This is a genomic window from Algoriphagus halophilus (assembly GCF_041729275.1).
In the GTDB taxonomy this organism is placed as follows: domain Bacteria; phylum Bacteroidota; class Bacteroidia; order Cytophagales; family Cyclobacteriaceae; genus Algoriphagus; species Algoriphagus halophilus_A.
Map to the genome: position 1 here is coordinate 3685822 of NZ_CP146486.1, position 13631 is coordinate 3699452.

The 13631-nt window shown below is 40.5% G+C and carries 24 protein-coding genes and 4 pseudogenes; all 28 read left to right on the top strand.

The annotated features are described in order from the left end of the window. The 28 genes and pseudogenes from rplD to rplQ all read left to right on the top strand — a co-directional run bounded on the left by rplD (position 1) and on the right by rplQ (position 13623). Positions 1-630, top strand: coding sequence for a 50S ribosomal protein L4 (gene rplD, locus V8V91_RS19700; RefSeq protein WP_205646560.1), 630 nt, complete (start codon positions 1-3; stop codon positions 628-630). A gap of 4 nt (positions 631-634) precedes the next feature. After that, entirely contained in the window at positions 635-922 is a 288-nt protein-coding gene (rplW, locus tag V8V91_RS19705) for a 50S ribosomal protein L23 (protein WP_074226877.1), read from the top strand. Positions 923-935: 13 nt separating this feature from the next. Beyond that, the gene (gene rplB / locus V8V91_RS19710) at positions 936-1760 is read left to right on the top strand and encodes a 50S ribosomal protein L2 (protein ID WP_074226878.1); all 825 of its coding nucleotides are present in this window, start codon (positions 936-938) and stop codon (positions 1758-1760) included. A gap of 2 nt (positions 1761-1762) precedes the next feature. After that, positions 1763-2041, top strand: coding sequence for a 30S ribosomal protein S19 (gene rpsS, locus V8V91_RS19715; RefSeq protein ID WP_074226879.1), 279 nt, complete (start codon positions 1763-1765; stop codon positions 2039-2041). A gap of 2 nt (positions 2042-2043) precedes the next feature. Beyond that, positions 2044-2436: a 50S ribosomal protein L22 gene (gene rplV / locus V8V91_RS19720; protein ID WP_074226880.1), complete on the top strand. Its 393-nt coding sequence runs from the start codon at positions 2044-2046 to the stop codon at positions 2434-2436. Positions 2437-2445: 9 nt separating this feature from the next. After that, complete coding sequence (gene rpsC, locus V8V91_RS19725; protein ID WP_074226881.1) at positions 2446-3177, top strand: 30S ribosomal protein S3; 732 nt, start codon at positions 2446-2448, stop codon at positions 3175-3177. A 24-nt stretch (positions 3178-3201) separates the two neighbouring features. Further along, complete coding sequence (gene rplP / locus V8V91_RS19730; protein WP_074226882.1) at positions 3202-3621, top strand: 50S ribosomal protein L16; 420 nt, start codon at positions 3202-3204, stop codon at positions 3619-3621. 7 nt (positions 3622-3628) lie between these two features. Then, a complete protein-coding gene (gene rpmC / locus V8V91_RS19735; RefSeq protein WP_074226971.1) occupies positions 3629-3811 on the top strand; it encodes a 50S ribosomal protein L29 in 183 nt (60 codons plus the stop codon). A 19-nt stretch (positions 3812-3830) separates the two neighbouring features. Next, on the top strand, positions 3831-4094 hold the full coding sequence (gene rpsQ, locus V8V91_RS19740; RefSeq protein WP_074226883.1) for a 30S ribosomal protein S17: 264 nt from the start codon (positions 3831-3833) through the stop codon (positions 4092-4094). Positions 4095-4096: 2 nt separating this feature from the next. Beyond that, positions 4097-4465, top strand: coding sequence for a 50S ribosomal protein L14 (gene rplN, locus V8V91_RS19745; RefSeq protein WP_008203017.1), 369 nt, complete (start codon positions 4097-4099; stop codon positions 4463-4465). 2 nt (positions 4466-4467) lie between these two features. Beyond that, a complete protein-coding gene (gene rplX / locus V8V91_RS19750) occupies positions 4468-4812 on the top strand; it encodes a 50S ribosomal protein L24 (RefSeq protein WP_074226884.1) in 345 nt (114 codons plus the stop codon). After that, positions 4805-5365, top strand: coding sequence for a 50S ribosomal protein L5 (gene rplE / locus V8V91_RS19755; protein WP_074226885.1), 561 nt, complete (start codon positions 4805-4807; stop codon positions 5363-5365). The genes rplX and rplE overlap by 8 nt, the downstream gene beginning before the upstream one ends. Before the next feature lie 2 nt (positions 5366-5367). Next, positions 5368-5636: pseudogene (gene rpsN, locus V8V91_RS19760) on the top strand (30S ribosomal protein S14). 83 nt (positions 5637-5719) lie between these two features. After that, on the top strand, positions 5720-6115 hold the full coding sequence (gene rpsH / locus V8V91_RS19765) for a 30S ribosomal protein S8 (protein WP_074226886.1): 396 nt from the start codon (positions 5720-5722) through the stop codon (positions 6113-6115). Between the two features lie 9 nt (positions 6116-6124). Next, positions 6125-6681 (top strand): annotated as a pseudogene (rplF, locus tag V8V91_RS19770) (50S ribosomal protein L6). 6 nt (positions 6682-6687) lie between these two features. Next, the gene (gene rplR / locus V8V91_RS19775; protein ID WP_074226888.1) at positions 6688-7038 is read left to right on the top strand and encodes a 50S ribosomal protein L18; all 351 of its coding nucleotides are present in this window, start codon (positions 6688-6690) and stop codon (positions 7036-7038) included. Positions 7039-7044: 6 nt separating this feature from the next. Next, the gene (gene rpsE, locus V8V91_RS19780) at positions 7045-7563 is read left to right on the top strand and encodes a 30S ribosomal protein S5 (RefSeq protein WP_074226889.1); all 519 of its coding nucleotides are present in this window, start codon (positions 7045-7047) and stop codon (positions 7561-7563) included. Between the two features lie 5 nt (positions 7564-7568). Then, a complete protein-coding gene (rpmD, locus tag V8V91_RS19785; RefSeq protein WP_074226890.1) occupies positions 7569-7748 on the top strand; it encodes a 50S ribosomal protein L30 in 180 nt (59 codons plus the stop codon). A 2-nt stretch (positions 7749-7750) separates the two neighbouring features. After that, positions 7751-8197, top strand: coding sequence for a 50S ribosomal protein L15 (rplO, locus tag V8V91_RS19790; protein ID WP_074226891.1), 447 nt, complete (start codon positions 7751-7753; stop codon positions 8195-8197). A gap of 4 nt (positions 8198-8201) precedes the next feature. Next, positions 8202-9520, top strand: a pseudogene (gene secY, locus V8V91_RS19795) (preprotein translocase subunit SecY). Position 9521: 1 nt separating this feature from the next. Next, entirely contained in the window at positions 9522-10295 is a 774-nt protein-coding gene (map, locus tag V8V91_RS19800; RefSeq protein WP_074226893.1) for a type I methionyl aminopeptidase, read from the top strand. Between the two features lies 1 nt (position 10296). After that, positions 10297-10515 (top strand): translation initiation factor IF-1, encoded by a 219-nt coding sequence (gene infA, locus V8V91_RS19805; protein ID WP_008202999.1) that lies wholly within the window; start codon positions 10297-10299, stop codon positions 10513-10515. 6 nt (positions 10516-10521) lie between these two features. Continuing rightward, positions 10522-10638 (top strand): 50S ribosomal protein L36, encoded by a 117-nt coding sequence (gene rpmJ, locus V8V91_RS19810; protein WP_074226894.1) that lies wholly within the window; start codon positions 10522-10524, stop codon positions 10636-10638. Positions 10639-10642: 4 nt separating this feature from the next. Further along, positions 10643-11020: a 30S ribosomal protein S13 gene (rpsM, locus tag V8V91_RS19815; protein ID WP_008202997.1), complete on the top strand. Its 378-nt coding sequence runs from the start codon at positions 10643-10645 to the stop codon at positions 11018-11020. Between the two features lie 14 nt (positions 11021-11034). Continuing rightward, positions 11035-11432 (top strand): annotated as a pseudogene (gene rpsK / locus V8V91_RS19820) (30S ribosomal protein S11). Positions 11433-11450: 18 nt separating this feature from the next. Further along, positions 11451-12056, top strand: coding sequence for a 30S ribosomal protein S4 (gene rpsD, locus V8V91_RS19825; protein ID WP_074226896.1), 606 nt, complete (start codon positions 11451-11453; stop codon positions 12054-12056). A gap of 37 nt (positions 12057-12093) precedes the next feature. After that, on the top strand, positions 12094-13083 hold the full coding sequence (locus V8V91_RS19830; protein ID WP_074226897.1) for a DNA-directed RNA polymerase subunit alpha: 990 nt from the start codon (positions 12094-12096) through the stop codon (positions 13081-13083). A gap of 6 nt (positions 13084-13089) precedes the next feature. Next, positions 13090-13623, top strand: coding sequence for a 50S ribosomal protein L17 (gene rplQ, locus V8V91_RS19835; protein ID WP_373396889.1), 534 nt, complete (start codon positions 13090-13092; stop codon positions 13621-13623). Positions 13624-13631 lie beyond the last annotated feature (8 nt).

Sequence of the window (13631 nt, forward strand, 5' to 3'; positions counted from 1 at the left end):
ATGGAATTAGCAGTAATAAATCATAAAGGAGAAGATACTGGAAGAAAGGTAAACCTTTCTGATGAAATCTTCGGAATTGAGCCAAATGATCACGCGATCTATTTGGACGTGAAACAGTACTTGGCGAACCAAAGACAAGGTACTCACAAGTCAAAGGAAAGAAATGAAATCGCTGGTTCTACTAAAAAGATCAAAAAGCAAAAAGGTACTGGTAGTGCTAGAGCTGGATCTTTGAAGTCCCCGCTTTTCAGAGGTGGAGGTAGAGTATTTGGTCCTAAGCCAAGAAACTATTCCTTCAAGTTGAATAAAAAATTAAAGCAGTTGGCTAGAAAGTCTGCACTTGCTTATAAAGTGAAAGACAATAGCTTGGTCGTATTGGAAAATCTTTCTTTTGAGGCTCCAAAGACTAAGAGCTATTTAGCTTTGATGAACGGTTTGTCTTTAGCAGATAAGAAAACATTGGTTGTTCTTCCAGAAGAAAACAAGAATGTATACTTGTCCAGCAGAAACTTACCTAAGTCAAAAGTTGTGACTGTAAATGATGTAAATACTTACCAGGTTCTTAACGCTGACCACTTAGTGATTTGTGAAGGTTCTGTAAGTATGTTGGAAACCATTTTATCGAAATAAGACAATGGATATTCTAAAGCAGCCTTTAATTACTGAGAAAGTCTCTGCCATGAACGAAAAAGGAGTTTATGGATTTATCGTAGAGAAAACTGCGAAAAAGCCAGAGATTAAGAATGCAGTTGAAAAAACATATGGTGTGGATGTGGTTTCTATCAGAACCATGAGATATGCTGCAAAGCATAAGACTAGATACACCAAAAACAAAGTGGTATCAGGCTTTACCAATGCTTTCAAGAAAGCGATTGTTGAAGTAGCTGATGGACAGGTAATTGATTTTTACGGAGAAATTTAATTGAATCAATATCATGGCAATTAAAAAATTGAAGCCTGTTACTCCAGGGACAAGATTCAGAGTAGCTCCAGCTTTTGACGAGATTACAAAGTCAAAGCCAGAGAAGTCTCTTCTTGCTCCTTTGAAGAAATCAGGCGGAAGAAATAATGAAGGCAAAATGACTGCCCGTTACATTGGTGGTGGTCATAAGAGAAGACTAAGAATAGTAGACTTCCAAAGAAATAAGTTTGGTGTACCTGCGACCGTAAAGGCGATTGAGTATGATCCAAACAGAACTGCACGTCTTGCCCTGCTATATTACGCAGACGGTGCAAAGGCCTACATTATCGCCCCGGAAGGTTTGACAGTAGGACAAACAGTGATTTCCGGTGAGCAAGTTGCTCCAGAAGTAGGAAATGCGATGCCATTGGCTAACATTCCTCTTGGTACAATTGTACATAATGTAGAATTGAAGCCAGGTAAAGGTGGAGTAATGGCCAGAAGTGCTGGTGGATATGCACAGATCGTTGCCCGTGAGGGTAAGTACGTGACTATCAAACTTCCTTCCGGTGAAATGAGACTAGTTCTTGGTGTTTGTATGGCAACTATCGGTACTGTTTCCAATGCAGATCACATGAACGTAGTTCTTGGAAAAGCTGGTCGTAAGAGATGGTTAGGTGTAAGACCTCGTACTAGAGGTGTTGCGATGAACCCAGTAGATCACCCTATGGGTGGTGGTGAAGGTCGTTCTTCCGGTGGACATCCAAGATCTAGAAAGGGTCTTCTGTCTAAAGGTAAGAAAACCAGATCACCTAAGAAGTATTCAAACAAGTTCATCATCAGCAAAAGATCTAAATAATTATGGCACGTTCATTAAAAAAAGGTCCTTATATCGAACATCACCTGGTGAAGAAAGTGGATGTTATGAACGAGTCCGGCAAGAAATCTGTCATCAAGACTTGGTCAAGAAGATCTATGATTTCTCCAGACTTCGTAGGACATACCTTCGCAGTGCATAATGGAAATAAATTCATCCCTGTATTTGTGACTGACAACATGGTAGGTCATAAGTTAGGTGAATTTGCTCCAACCAGAAATTTCAGAGGCCACATTGCCAAAAAAGATAAAGGAAAGAGATAATCATGGAAGCTATCGCAAGATTAAATAATGTTCCTACTTCTCCGCGTAAGATGCGCCTTGTGGCTGACCTTGTCAGAGGCAAGAGAGTTGGGAATGCACTTAGTATTTTAAAGTTTACTCCAAATCACGGAGCTTTGAAATTGGAAAAGTTATTGCTTTCTGCCGTTGCCAACTGGCAGGCAAAGAATCCTGACGCTAAACTTGAAGAAGCTGATTTGTTTGTGAAAACCATCATGGTGGACGAAGGCAGATCTCTCAAAAGATTGAGACCAGCTCCTCAAGGTAGAGGCCACAGAATCCGCAAGAGATCAAATCATGTAACTCTCGTGATCGATTCATTCGACGCAGGTGATGTTACCGCTGATGTAGTAGAAACAAACGAAAAGGCAAATTAAGAACAGACTATGGGACAAAAGATCAACCCAATAGGATTTAGACTTGGTGTAGTCAAAGGCTGGGATTCCAACTGGTATGGTGGGAAAGACTTCGCTGAAAAACTATACGAAGATCAGCAAATCCGTAAGTACGTCCTTGCCAGAATTCCTAAAGGTGGGATTGCTAAGGTGATCATTGAGCGTACGCTTAAGAGAATCACGCTTACCATTCATACTGCCAGACCAGGTGTTGTAATTGGTAAAGGTGGAGCCGAAGTAGATAAGCTGAAAGAAGAACTTAAGAAGATCACTAGCAAAGATATTCAAATCAATATCTTCGAAATTAAGCGACCTGAATTGGACGCGAAATTGGTAGGTGAATCTATCGCTCAGCAACTTCAAGCTAGAATTTCCTTCAGAAGAGCAATGAAACAAGCCATTGCAGCATCCATGAGAGTGGGAGCAGAAGGAATCAAAGTAAAACTTTCTGGTCGTCTGGGTGGAGCCGAGATGGCAAGATCCGAAATGTACAAAGAAGGAAGAATTCCTCTTCATACATTGAGAGCAGACATTGATTACGCACTTTCTGAAGCACTAACTGTGTACGGAATCATCGGAATCAAAGTATGGATCTTCAAAGGTGAAGTGTACGGTAAAAGAGACCTTTCTCCAAATCAGGGAGCTGCAAACGAGCCGAAAGGTTCTCGTCATTCAGGTCCTAAGAGAAACGACGGTCCAAGACGCAGAAAAAGAAATAACTAATTTTCACCGACTAAGTGAGAACGCATGTTACAGCCAAAAAGAACTAAATATAGGAAAATGCAAAAGGGCCGTGTCAAAGGCATTGCACAAAGAGGGCATACGCTTTCTTTCGGCAACTTTGGCATCAAATCCCTGGAAGCAGGATGGATTACTTCTCGTCAGATCGAGGCAGCTCGTATCGCGATGACAAGAGCCATGAAAAGAGAAGGACAGGTTTGGATCAGAATTTTTCCTGACAAACCAGTTACTAAGAAGCCCGCAGAGGTTCGTATGGGTAAGGGTAAAGGTGCTCCAGAATATTGGGTAGCTGTTATCAAACCAGGAACGATCCTTTTCGAAGCTACAGGCGTGAGCCTGGAGACTGCTAAAGAGGCGTTAAGATTAGCTCAACAGAAGCTACCAGTAAGTACCAATTTTATCGTTCGTAGAGACTACGTAGAATAGAATGACAATGAAAAATACTGAGATCCAATCACTTTCCGCAAGTGAAATCGCCGAGCGAATTGTCGCAGAGAAGGGGAATCTGACCAAACTTAAGTTTGCGCACACGATATCTCCTATAGAGAATCCTAATAGAATCCGCGAGACCAAGCGTCTGATCGCAAGATTGAAGACTGCATTGGCTGCCAAATAACTAGCTAACAGAAAAAGAAATGGCTACGATTGAGAGAAATCTTCGAAAAGAAAGAGTTGGTAAAGTGGTAAGTAACAAGATGGACAAGTCCATTACCGTTGCAGTTGAGCGTCGCGTAAAGCATGCCATGTACGGTAAGTTTGTTGCTAAAACAACCAAATTTATGGCTCATGACGAGAAAAACGAGTGTAACCCAGGTGACCTCGTTAAAATCAGTGAAACTCGTCCGCTGAGTAAGAACAAACGTTGGAGAGTAGTTGAAATTATTGAAAGGGCTAAATAATCATGATACAACAAGAATCCAGACTAAGTGTGGCGGACAATTCCGGTGCCAAAGAGGTATTGGTGATCCGTGTATTGGGAGGAACCAAGAAGCGTTATGCTTCTATTGGTGATAAAGTAGTCGTGACTGTAAAGTCAGCCCTATCTTCCAGCAACATGAAAAAAGGTACCGTTTCAAGAGCGGTAATCGTGCGAACCAGAAAAGAAGTAAGAAGAAAAGACGGTTCTTATATCCGATTTGAGGACAACGCTGCTGTATTGTTGAACAACAACGATGAGCCTAGAGGCACTCGTATTTTCGGCCCAGTTGCTAGAGAATTGAGAGAGAAGCAGTTTATGAAAATCGTTTCTTTGGCCCCTGAAGTATTGTAATCATGGAAAGAAAATTCAATAAGCAGCCTAAGCTGCATATCAAAACTGGTGACACTGTGAAAGTGATTGCTGGGGATGACAAAGGCAAATCAGGCAAAGTACTTTCTGTAGATACAGCAAAAAGAAAAGCTTTCGTAGAAGGAATCAACATGATCACCAAACACGTAAAGCCAACTGCTGCAAAACCACAAGGTGGTATCGAGAAGAAAGAAGCTGCTTTGCACATTAGTAACTTGATGCTTGTAGATCCTAAAACTGGTGAAGCTACCAGAACTGGTCGTAAAGCTGGTGAAAATGGGAAATTAGTGAGATACTCTAAGAAAACTGGGGAGGTGATCAATGGCTAATCCAAGAATCAAACAAAAATATGTGGACGACATCGTCCCTGCTTTGAAAGAAAAATTCCAATATTCTTCTGTGATGCAGGTACCTAAGCTTTCAAAAATTGTTTTGAATAAAGGTATCGGTGCTGCAGTAGCTGATAAGAAATTGGTAGACCAAGGTGTTGAAGAGCTTTCTTTAATCACTGGTCAAAGAGCAGTTGCTACTAAAGCAAAGACTTCTGTGTCTAACTTTAAGCTAAGAGAAGGAATGCCTATCGGAGCTAAAGTGACTTTAAGAGGTCAAAAAATGTATGAATTCCTTGACAGATTGATGACTGTTGCTCTTCCTCGTGTAAGAGACTTCAAAGGTATTTCTGACAAAGGATTCGATGGTAGAGGGAACTACACTTTAGGTGTAACAGAACAAATTATCTTCCCTGAGATCAGCATCGAAAAGGTGAACAGAATCTCTGGTATGGATATCACTTTTGTGACTTCTGCTAAAACAGATGAGGAAAGCTTCGCATTGTTGAAGGCTTTCGGAATGCCTTTCGTTAACAAAAATAAAGAAGAATAGTCATGGCAAAAGAGTCCATCAAAGCTCGTGAGAGAAAAAGAGAACGTCTGGTAGCCAAGTATGCTAAAAAAGAGCTGAGCTGAAAGCAGCTGGTGATTATGAAGCACTTGACAAATTGCCAAAGAACGCTTCCCCGGTTAGACTTCACAATAGATGTAAACTAACTGGTCGTCCAAAAGGCTACATGAGAAAATTTGGTATCAACAGGGTAACCTTCAGGGAAATGGCCTCTTCAGGCAAAATTCCTGGAGTGACTAAGTCCAGCTGGTAAAATAACGACAGTAGTTTTTATTCTAAAAATCAATTCGTAACTTTGCACGCCCAATTAGGGTGGAGCTAGACTTATAAAACATCATGACTGATCCAATAGCTGATTATCTGACTAGGTTGAGAAACGCCATCAAGGCTTCTCACCGAATCGTAGAGATACCTGCTTCTAACATTAAGAAGGAGATTACAAAAGTATTGCACGACAAAGGATATATCCAGAATTACAAATTCGAAGAGAATGGTCCTCAGGGAACTATCAAAATCGCTTTGAAATTCAATCCTACTACCAAGCAAAATGCAATTGTTAATCTAACAAGAGTAAGTACTCCAGGTTTGAGAAAATATGCTAAGCATGACTCTCTTCCAAGAGTAATCAATGGTTTAGGTATCGCCATTATTTCCACCTCTAAAGGTGTAATGACTGACAAAGAAGCCCGCGTTGAAGGCGTTGGAGGCGAAGTACTTTGCTACGTATATTAATTTACTATCATGTCTAGAATAGGTAAAAAACCAATAAATCTACCTGGCGGTGTTACTGTAGACGTGTCAGCTCACGGGCTGGTCACTGTTAAAGGTCCAAAAGGTACACTCACTCAGGATGTGAATCCCGATATTGAGGTAAAAGTGGAAGACAATTCAGTTGTCGTTTCCAGACCTACCGATTCCAAAAGACACAAGTCTATGCACGGACTTTACAGATCTTTGATCAATAACATGGTCATTGGTGTATCTGAAGGTTACAAAAAGACTTGGAGCTTGTTGGTGTAGGTTACAAGGCTACGAATCAAGGACAAGTGTTAGAACTTTCCCTTGGTTATTCTCACAACATCTTCTTTGCATTGCCTTCTGAGGTGAGTGTAAAGACAGAGACTCCTAAAGGTAAAAACCCGATCATTACTTTGGAGGCAATTGACAAGGAATTGATCGGACAAGTTGCTGCCAAAATCAAAGGACTTCGTAAAGTTGAGCCTTACAAAGGTAAAGGTGTGCGCTTCGTGGGTGAACAAATTAGACGTAAGGCTGGTAAAACTGCCGGTAAAAAATAATAGGTTATGGCATTTAATAAGAATTCCAGAAGACTTAGAATCAAGCAGGGTATCAGAAGAAAGATTTCTGGTACTGATTCCAGACCTCGTTTGTCAGTTTTCAAAAGTAATACTGGCATGTATGCCCAGCTTGTGGATGACCTTAAAGGTCAAACATTGGCTCAGGCATCTTCCAAAGAATTGGGAGCGAAAGAGAACACCAACATTGCAATTGCTACTGAGGTAGGTAAGAAATTAGCTGAAAGAGCTGTTGCAAACGGAGTTAGCGAAGTAGTATTCGATAGAAACGGCTATTTGTACCATGGCAAAGTGAAAGCTTTGGCTGATGGAGCAAGAGAAGGAGGCCTTAAATTTTAATCAACTATGTCTCAACTAAGAAAAAAGCCTATTAGGGCTACAGATACAGAACTTAAAGAAAAGGTAGTTGCTATTAACAGAGTAGCCAAAGTGGTGAAAGGTGGTAGAAGATTCTCTTTTTCTGCAATAGTTGTCGTAGGTGACGGTGCTGGTGTAGTTGGTTACGGTTTAGGTAAAGCTAACGAAGTAACTGACGCGATCACTAAAGGCATTGAAGATGCTAAGAAAAACTTGGTGAAAGTACCAGTTTTGAAAGGAACCATCCCTCATGAGCAAATTGGTAAGTTTGGTGGAGGTTTTGTATTGATCAAACCAGCTGCGGCAGGTACCGGTGTTATCGCTGGTGGTGCGATGCGTGCTGTTTTAGAAAGTGCTGGCGTTACTGACGTATTGGCAAAATCTAAAGGATCTTCAAATCCTCACAACGTGGTGAAAGCAACAATTGATGCTTTGACTCAATTAAGAGATGCGATTGCTGTATCTCAGCAAAGAGGTGTGAAAATGTCTAAAGTCTTTAACGGATAATCATCATGGGAAAGATCAAAATCACACAAACTAAAAGTACTATCGACCGTCCGAAGGATCAAAAAGCTACCATTACTGCTTTGGGTCTAGGAAGAATCAGTAAATCTGTAGTAGTTGAAAATACTCCACAGATCGCTGGTATGGTTAATAAAGTTAATCACCTTGTAAAAGTGGAGGAAGCTTAATTATGAAACTGCATACATTAAAACCAGCAGAAGGGTCTACAAAAACTCGTAAAAGAATCGGTAGAGGTACAGGTTCCGGTAGAGGTGGAACTTCTACAAGAGGTCATAAAGGTGCTAAATCCAGATCTGGATATAAGTCTAAGGCTGGATTTGAAGGTGGTCAAATGCCACTTCAAAGAAGAGTTCCTAAATTTGGCTTCAAAAGCTTGAATAAGGTTGAGTTCAAACCAGTAAATTTGGATACCTTGCAAGTTCTTGCTGAGGAGTACAACTTAGCAGCGATCGACATGGAGGCTCTAGTAGCTCATGGAGTAGCTTCTAAGAATGACAAAATCAAAATCCTCGGTGGAGGTGAATTGAAGGCCAAATTAGACGTAACTGCTCATCATTTCTCTGCTTCTGCAACTGCAGCTATTGAGAAAAACGGTGGTTCTGTAAACAAGATTTAAGTAAATGAAAAAGTTTATTTCGACGGTTAAGAATATTTTCTCTATCGAAGATCTGAGAGTTAGGATCCTGAATACAGTCGGGTTCCTAATTATCTTCAGATTGGGATCCTTTATCGTTCTTCCTGGTGTAGACCCAGCTCGTTTGGGTGATGCTCCAGAAGGGATTTTTGGATTGATAGATACTTTCCTAGGTGGTGCATTTAGTAATGCCTCCATCTTTGGACTAGGCATTATGCCATATATTTCTGCTTCAATTGTGTTGCAGCTATTGACTGTCGGAGTACCTTACTTTCAAAAATGCAGAAAGAAGGGGAGTCTGGAAGAAAAAGAATCAACCAGATTACTCGAGTATTAACCATCTTGATTACCATCGCGCAGGGTATTGGTTACGTAAGTGCCACTATTCTTCCAACCGGTGCTGTGATGGTTAGTACATCCCTTTTCATGTTTAGTTCTTTAGTATTATTATCTGCTGGTACCATGTTCTGTATGTGGTTGGGAGAGAAAATTACTGAAAAAGGTATCGGAAACGGTATCTCTATGCTAATCATGATTGGTATCATTTCTAGGTTCCCCGGTGCGATCATCGCGGAAACCTTAGAAAAAGGGACTTCTGGCATGTTGCTTTTGATTATTGAAGCAGTCGTATTATTCTTTATCGTAGTCGGAGTAGTTGCTCTGACAGAAGCGACAAGAAGAATCCCTGTTCAATATGCGAAGCAAGTAGTAGGAGGTAAAGTTTACGGCGGCCAGAGACAATATATTCCTATCAAGGTGAATGCTTCTGGAGTAATGCCTATTATCTTTGCACAATCGTTGATGTTCCTTCCTGCTTTGATCGCTCAGATCTGGGCTTCGGAAAGTGATGTTGCGAATTACATTGGTAATACGTTCAGTGACTTTACTTCTTGGCAATATAATCTGCTTTTCGCATCCTTGATTATCATCTTCACTTTCTTCTATACTGCCATCACGGTTAATCCAGAGCAGATAGCTGAAGACATGAAGAGAAACGGTGGATTTGTACCAGGTATTAAGCCAGGTGCTCCAACCTCTGAGTTTATTGATGGTATCATCTCTAAAATCACGTTACCAGGATCCATTTTGCTTGCAGCTGTAGCGATTTTACCTGCCTTGGCAATTATTGCAGGAGTAGGTGGAGAGTTTGCTCAATTCTATGGAGGTACTTCACTATTGATTATGGTGGGTGTAATCCTAGATACCTTGAGACAAATTGAAAGCTATTTGTTAATGCGTCATTACGAAGGAATGATGAAAAGCGGTAATATGAAGAATAATCCTTCTAATTACCAAGTAGCTTAATATGATTCATTATAAGACTTCAGAAGAAGTTGATATAATTAAAGAAAGTGCCGACATACTTGGCAGAGCCCATGGGGAAGTAGCAAAGTATGTCAAGGAAGGGGTAAAGACCTCATTCTTAGATAAAATAGCTGAAGAGTATATTAGAGATCACCAAGGAGTTCCTTCTTTTAAAGGATACAATGGTTTCCCTGCTGCTCTATGTATTTCTGTGAATGAAGTAGTTGTTCATGGATTTCCCAGCGATTATGAATTGAAAGATGGCGATATAATCTCAGTAGATTGTGGAGTCTTTCACCAAGGTTTTCATAGCGATTCCGCTTATACGTATCCTATTGGTGAGGTCTCTCCTTCTGTCTTGGCATTACTTAAGGCCACCAAAGATTCATTATATCTAGGTATTGAAAAAGCTGTTTTTGGAAACAGGTTGGGTGATGTAGGAAATACGATCCAAAAGTTTGTGGAAGCCAAGGGCTACACAGTAGTCCGAGAATTAGTCGGACATGGAATCGGTCGTAATCTTCACGAATCCCCGGAAGTTCCTAATTATGGCAAAAAAGGAAGTGGTCCCCTGCTAAAAGCAGGAATGGTGATTGCAATTGAGCCTATGGTGAATCTGGGTACACGAAATATTGTACAAGAGAGAGATGGTTGGACGATCCGCACTGCAGATCGGAAGCCTTCCGCCCACTATGAGCACACAGTGGCAATATTTGAAGATAAAACAGAGGTTTTGACAACCCATAAATACATAGAAGAGAATTTCAAATTCTAATATGGCTAAACAGACATCTATAGAACAAGACGGTACCATTATCGAAGCATTGTCTAATGCAATGTTTAAAGTGGAACTAGAAAATGGACATCAGTTGATTGCGCATATTTCTGGAAAGATGAGAATGAACTACATCAAAATTCTTCCTGGAGATCGTGTAAAATTAGAGTTGTCTCCCTATGATTTATCAAAAGGTAGAATTGTATATCGTTATAAATAGACTGATATGAAAGTAAAGGCATCTATTAAGAAGAGAAGTGCTGACTGTAAGTTGATAAGAAGAAACGGAAAACTTTACGTCATCAACAAGAAGAATCCTAAGTTTAAACAAAGACAAGGTTAAGATTATGGCTAGAATTGCAGGTGTAGACATACCAGACAATAAGCGTGGCGAAATCGGGCTTACATATATCTTCGGAATTGGAAGAAGCTCCGCCAAGGCGATCCTGAGCAAGGCCGGTATCTCCTTCGACAAAAAAGCAGGTGAGTGGGATGACGATGAGTCAACCGCCATCCGTAACATTATTGCCGAAGAATTCAGAACCGAAGGTGTTCTGAAATCAGAGATCCAATTGAACATCAAGCGACTAATGGATATTGGTTGTTACAGAGGTTTGAGACACAGAAAAGGACTTCCAGTTCGTGGTCAGCATACCAAGAACAACGCCAGAACAAGGAAGGGTAAGAGAAAGACAGTTGCTAACAAGAAAAAGGCAACTAAATAAAACCTGATTAGATTATGGCTCAGAAAAGAAACGATAAAGCAAAAGGTAAAAAAGAGTTGTTAAGGTAGAAGCTGTAGGACAAGTTCACATCAGAGCTTCCTTCAACAATATCATCATCTCTATTACCAATAATGCAGGTCAAGTAATCTCTTGGGCTTCTGCCGGTAAAATGGGTTTCAGAGGTTCAAAGAAAAATACTCCTTACGCTGCACAGATGGCTGCGCAAAACTGCGGACAAGTGGCTTATGACTTAGGTTTGAGAAAAATCGAAGTTTTTGTAAAAGGTCCAGGATCTGGTCGTGAATCAGCGATCAGAACATTGCAAAATGTAGGATTGGATGTAACGACTATCACAGACGTAACTCCTATGCCGCATAATGGTTGTCGTCCTCCAAAGCGTAGAAGAGTTTAATTTTAAATTTGTAATAGAATGGCTAGATATACAGGTCCTAAAGCAAAGATCGCCAGAAAGTTTGGCGAGCCTATCGAAGGGCATAGCAAAGCGCTTCAAAAGAAAAACTATCCTCCAGGACAACATGGTAGAGGTAGAAGAAAGAAGCAATCAGAATATGCTATTCAGCTTGCTGAAAAACAAAAAGCGAAATACATCTACGGAGTGTTGGAAAGACAATTCGCTAAGATGTTTGATATTGCTTCCAGAAAATCTGGAATTACAGGTGAAAACCTTCTTCAGCTTCTAGAAGCTAGATTGGATAACACCGTATATAGAATGGGAATTGCTCCAACTAGAAGAGGCGCCAGACAATTGGTTTCTCATAAGCATGTGCTTGTTAATGGTGAAGTAGTAAATATTCCTTCCTATTCTTTGAAGCCTGGTGATATTGTTTCCGTTAGAGAGAGATCTAAGTCTTTGGAAGCTATTACCAATAGTTTGGCTGGTAGAGGTGCTAATAAATATTCCTGGTTAGAGTGGGATAGCGCTTCATTGTCCGGCAAATTCGTCAGTGTGCCTTCCAGAGATGATATTCCTGAGAATGTCAAGGAACAACTCATTGTCGAACTTTACTCTAAGTAATTTTACTATTTTCAGCTTTTAAAAAAGAACAAGATATATGTCCATACTAGCATTTCAAATGCCCGAAAAAGTGGTGATGGAAAAGGCCGATGACTTCCATGGCTTGTTTACTTTCAAACCACTAGAAAAAGGCTATGGAGTTACTATCGGTAACGCCCTAAGAAGAATTTTGCTTTCTTCGCTGGAGGGTTATGCCATCACATCCATTAAGATTCCTGGAGTGGTGCATGAGTTTTCTACCATCGAAGGTGTTGTTGAAGACGTGACCGATATTATTTTGAATTTAAAGCAGGTGAGATTCAAGAAAGTTCATGAGGCTTTCGATGGTAAAATCACTGTGGAAATCAAAAATCAGTCTGTGTTCACTGCAGGGGACATTGCTAAGTTCACTTCTTCTTTCGAAATCTTAAATCCAGATTTGGTGATTTGTCACATCGACGAGTCTAAAAACTTTGAGATTGAGATCATGGTCGAAAAAGGAAGAGGATATCTACCAGCTGAAGAATCCAAACCAAAAGAGCAGGTATTCGGGCAAATTGCCATCGATGCGATCTTTACTCCTATCAAGAATGTAAAGTACAGCGTTGAGAATACCCGTGTTGAACAGAAAACTGACTTTGAAAAGTTGATCTTGGAAGTATCTACTGATGGCTCTATCCACCCGGAAAAAGCACTTCAGGAGTCTGCTAAAATCCTGATCCAACACTTTATGTTGTTCTCTGATCAAACTATGGTACTTGACTCTACAGGAGTTGCTGAACCAGAGCCAATTGACGAGGAGTTCTTGCACATGAGAAAATTGTTGAAGACATCTTTGGGCGATCTAGATCTTTCTGTTCGTGCATTCAACTGTCTGAAAGCTGCTGATGTGAAGACTCTTGGAGATCTTGCCAAACTTGAAATTTCGGATATGATGAAATTCAGAAACTTTGGTAAGAAATCTCTCGCAGAGCTTGAGCAACTTATCCAAGAGAAAGGTCTGACCTTCGGGATGGATATTTCTAAGTATAAACTTGATGAAGAATAAATAACGATGAGACACGGTAAGAAATTTAACCACCTTGGTAGGAAAGCCGCTCACAGGAAGGCTATGCTTTCCAACATGGCTACTTCCCTGATTCTTCACAAGCGTATTTCAACTACGCTTGCCAAGGCTAAAGAATTGAAGAAATATGTGGAGCCATTGGTTTCAAGAGCCAAAGAAGACACTACTCATAACAGAAGAATTGCATTCTCTTACCTGAAAAGCAAAGATGCTATCATCGCTCTTTTCGGTGAAATCAGTTCTAAAGTTGGTACACGTCCAGGAGGATATACTCGTATTATCAAAACTGGATTCCGTCTAGGCGATAATGCTGAGATGTGTATCATTGAGCTAGTTGACTTCAACGAATTAATGTTGAAGGATGCGAAACCAGCTAAGAAGACTACTAGAAGATCTCGTAGAGGTTCTGGTAAATCTGCTGCTGATGCTCCTGCTACTCCAGCTGTTGAAGCTAAATCTGAAGAGCCAAAGGCTCCAGAAGCTTCTGCTGATGCAACTGAAGGTGAAACTGAAGAAAAATAAGTTGATCA

Coding starts and splice junctions, on each gene's coding strand:
- rplD (WP_205646560.1), top strand. CDS start 1: ATGGAATTAGCAGTAATAAATCATAAAGGAGAAGATACTGGAAGAAAG.
- rplW (WP_074226877.1), top strand. CDS start 635: ATGGATATTCTAAAGCAGCCTTTAATTACTGAGAAAGTCTCTGCCATG.
- rplB (WP_074226878.1), top strand. CDS start 936: ATGGCAATTAAAAAATTGAAGCCTGTTACTCCAGGGACAAGATTCAGA.
- rpsS (WP_074226879.1), top strand. CDS start 1,763: ATGGCACGTTCATTAAAAAAAGGTCCTTATATCGAACATCACCTGGTG.
- rplV (WP_074226880.1), top strand. CDS start 2,044: ATGGAAGCTATCGCAAGATTAAATAATGTTCCTACTTCTCCGCGTAAG.
- rpsC (WP_074226881.1), top strand. CDS start 2,446: ATGGGACAAAAGATCAACCCAATAGGATTTAGACTTGGTGTAGTCAAA.
- rplP (WP_074226882.1), top strand. CDS start 3,202: ATGTTACAGCCAAAAAGAACTAAATATAGGAAAATGCAAAAGGGCCGT.
- rpmC (WP_074226971.1), top strand. CDS start 3,629: ATGAAAAATACTGAGATCCAATCACTTTCCGCAAGTGAAATCGCCGAG.
- rpsQ (WP_074226883.1), top strand. CDS start 3,831: ATGGCTACGATTGAGAGAAATCTTCGAAAAGAAAGAGTTGGTAAAGTG.
- rplN (WP_008203017.1), top strand. CDS start 4,097: ATGATACAACAAGAATCCAGACTAAGTGTGGCGGACAATTCCGGTGCC.
- rplX (WP_074226884.1), top strand. CDS start 4,468: ATGGAAAGAAAATTCAATAAGCAGCCTAAGCTGCATATCAAAACTGGT.
- rplE (WP_074226885.1), top strand. CDS start 4,805: ATGGCTAATCCAAGAATCAAACAAAAATATGTGGACGACATCGTCCCT.
- rpsH (WP_074226886.1), top strand. CDS start 5,720: ATGACTGATCCAATAGCTGATTATCTGACTAGGTTGAGAAACGCCATC.
- rplR (WP_074226888.1), top strand. CDS start 6,688: ATGGCATTTAATAAGAATTCCAGAAGACTTAGAATCAAGCAGGGTATC.
- rpsE (WP_074226889.1), top strand. CDS start 7,045: ATGTCTCAACTAAGAAAAAAGCCTATTAGGGCTACAGATACAGAACTT.
- rpmD (WP_074226890.1), top strand. CDS start 7,569: ATGGGAAAGATCAAAATCACACAAACTAAAAGTACTATCGACCGTCCG.
- rplO (WP_074226891.1), top strand. CDS start 7,751: ATGAAACTGCATACATTAAAACCAGCAGAAGGGTCTACAAAAACTCGT.
- map (WP_074226893.1), top strand. CDS start 9,522: ATGATTCATTATAAGACTTCAGAAGAAGTTGATATAATTAAAGAAAGT.
- infA (WP_008202999.1), top strand. CDS start 10,297: ATGGCTAAACAGACATCTATAGAACAAGACGGTACCATTATCGAAGCA.
- rpmJ (WP_074226894.1), top strand. CDS start 10,522: ATGAAAGTAAAGGCATCTATTAAGAAGAGAAGTGCTGACTGTAAGTTG.
- rpsM (WP_008202997.1), top strand. CDS start 10,643: ATGGCTAGAATTGCAGGTGTAGACATACCAGACAATAAGCGTGGCGAA.
- rpsD (WP_074226896.1), top strand. CDS start 11,451: ATGGCTAGATATACAGGTCCTAAAGCAAAGATCGCCAGAAAGTTTGGC.
- V8V91_RS19830 (WP_074226897.1), top strand. CDS start 12,094: ATGTCCATACTAGCATTTCAAATGCCCGAAAAAGTGGTGATGGAAAAG.
- rplQ (WP_373396889.1), top strand. CDS start 13,090: ATGAGACACGGTAAGAAATTTAACCACCTTGGTAGGAAAGCCGCTCAC.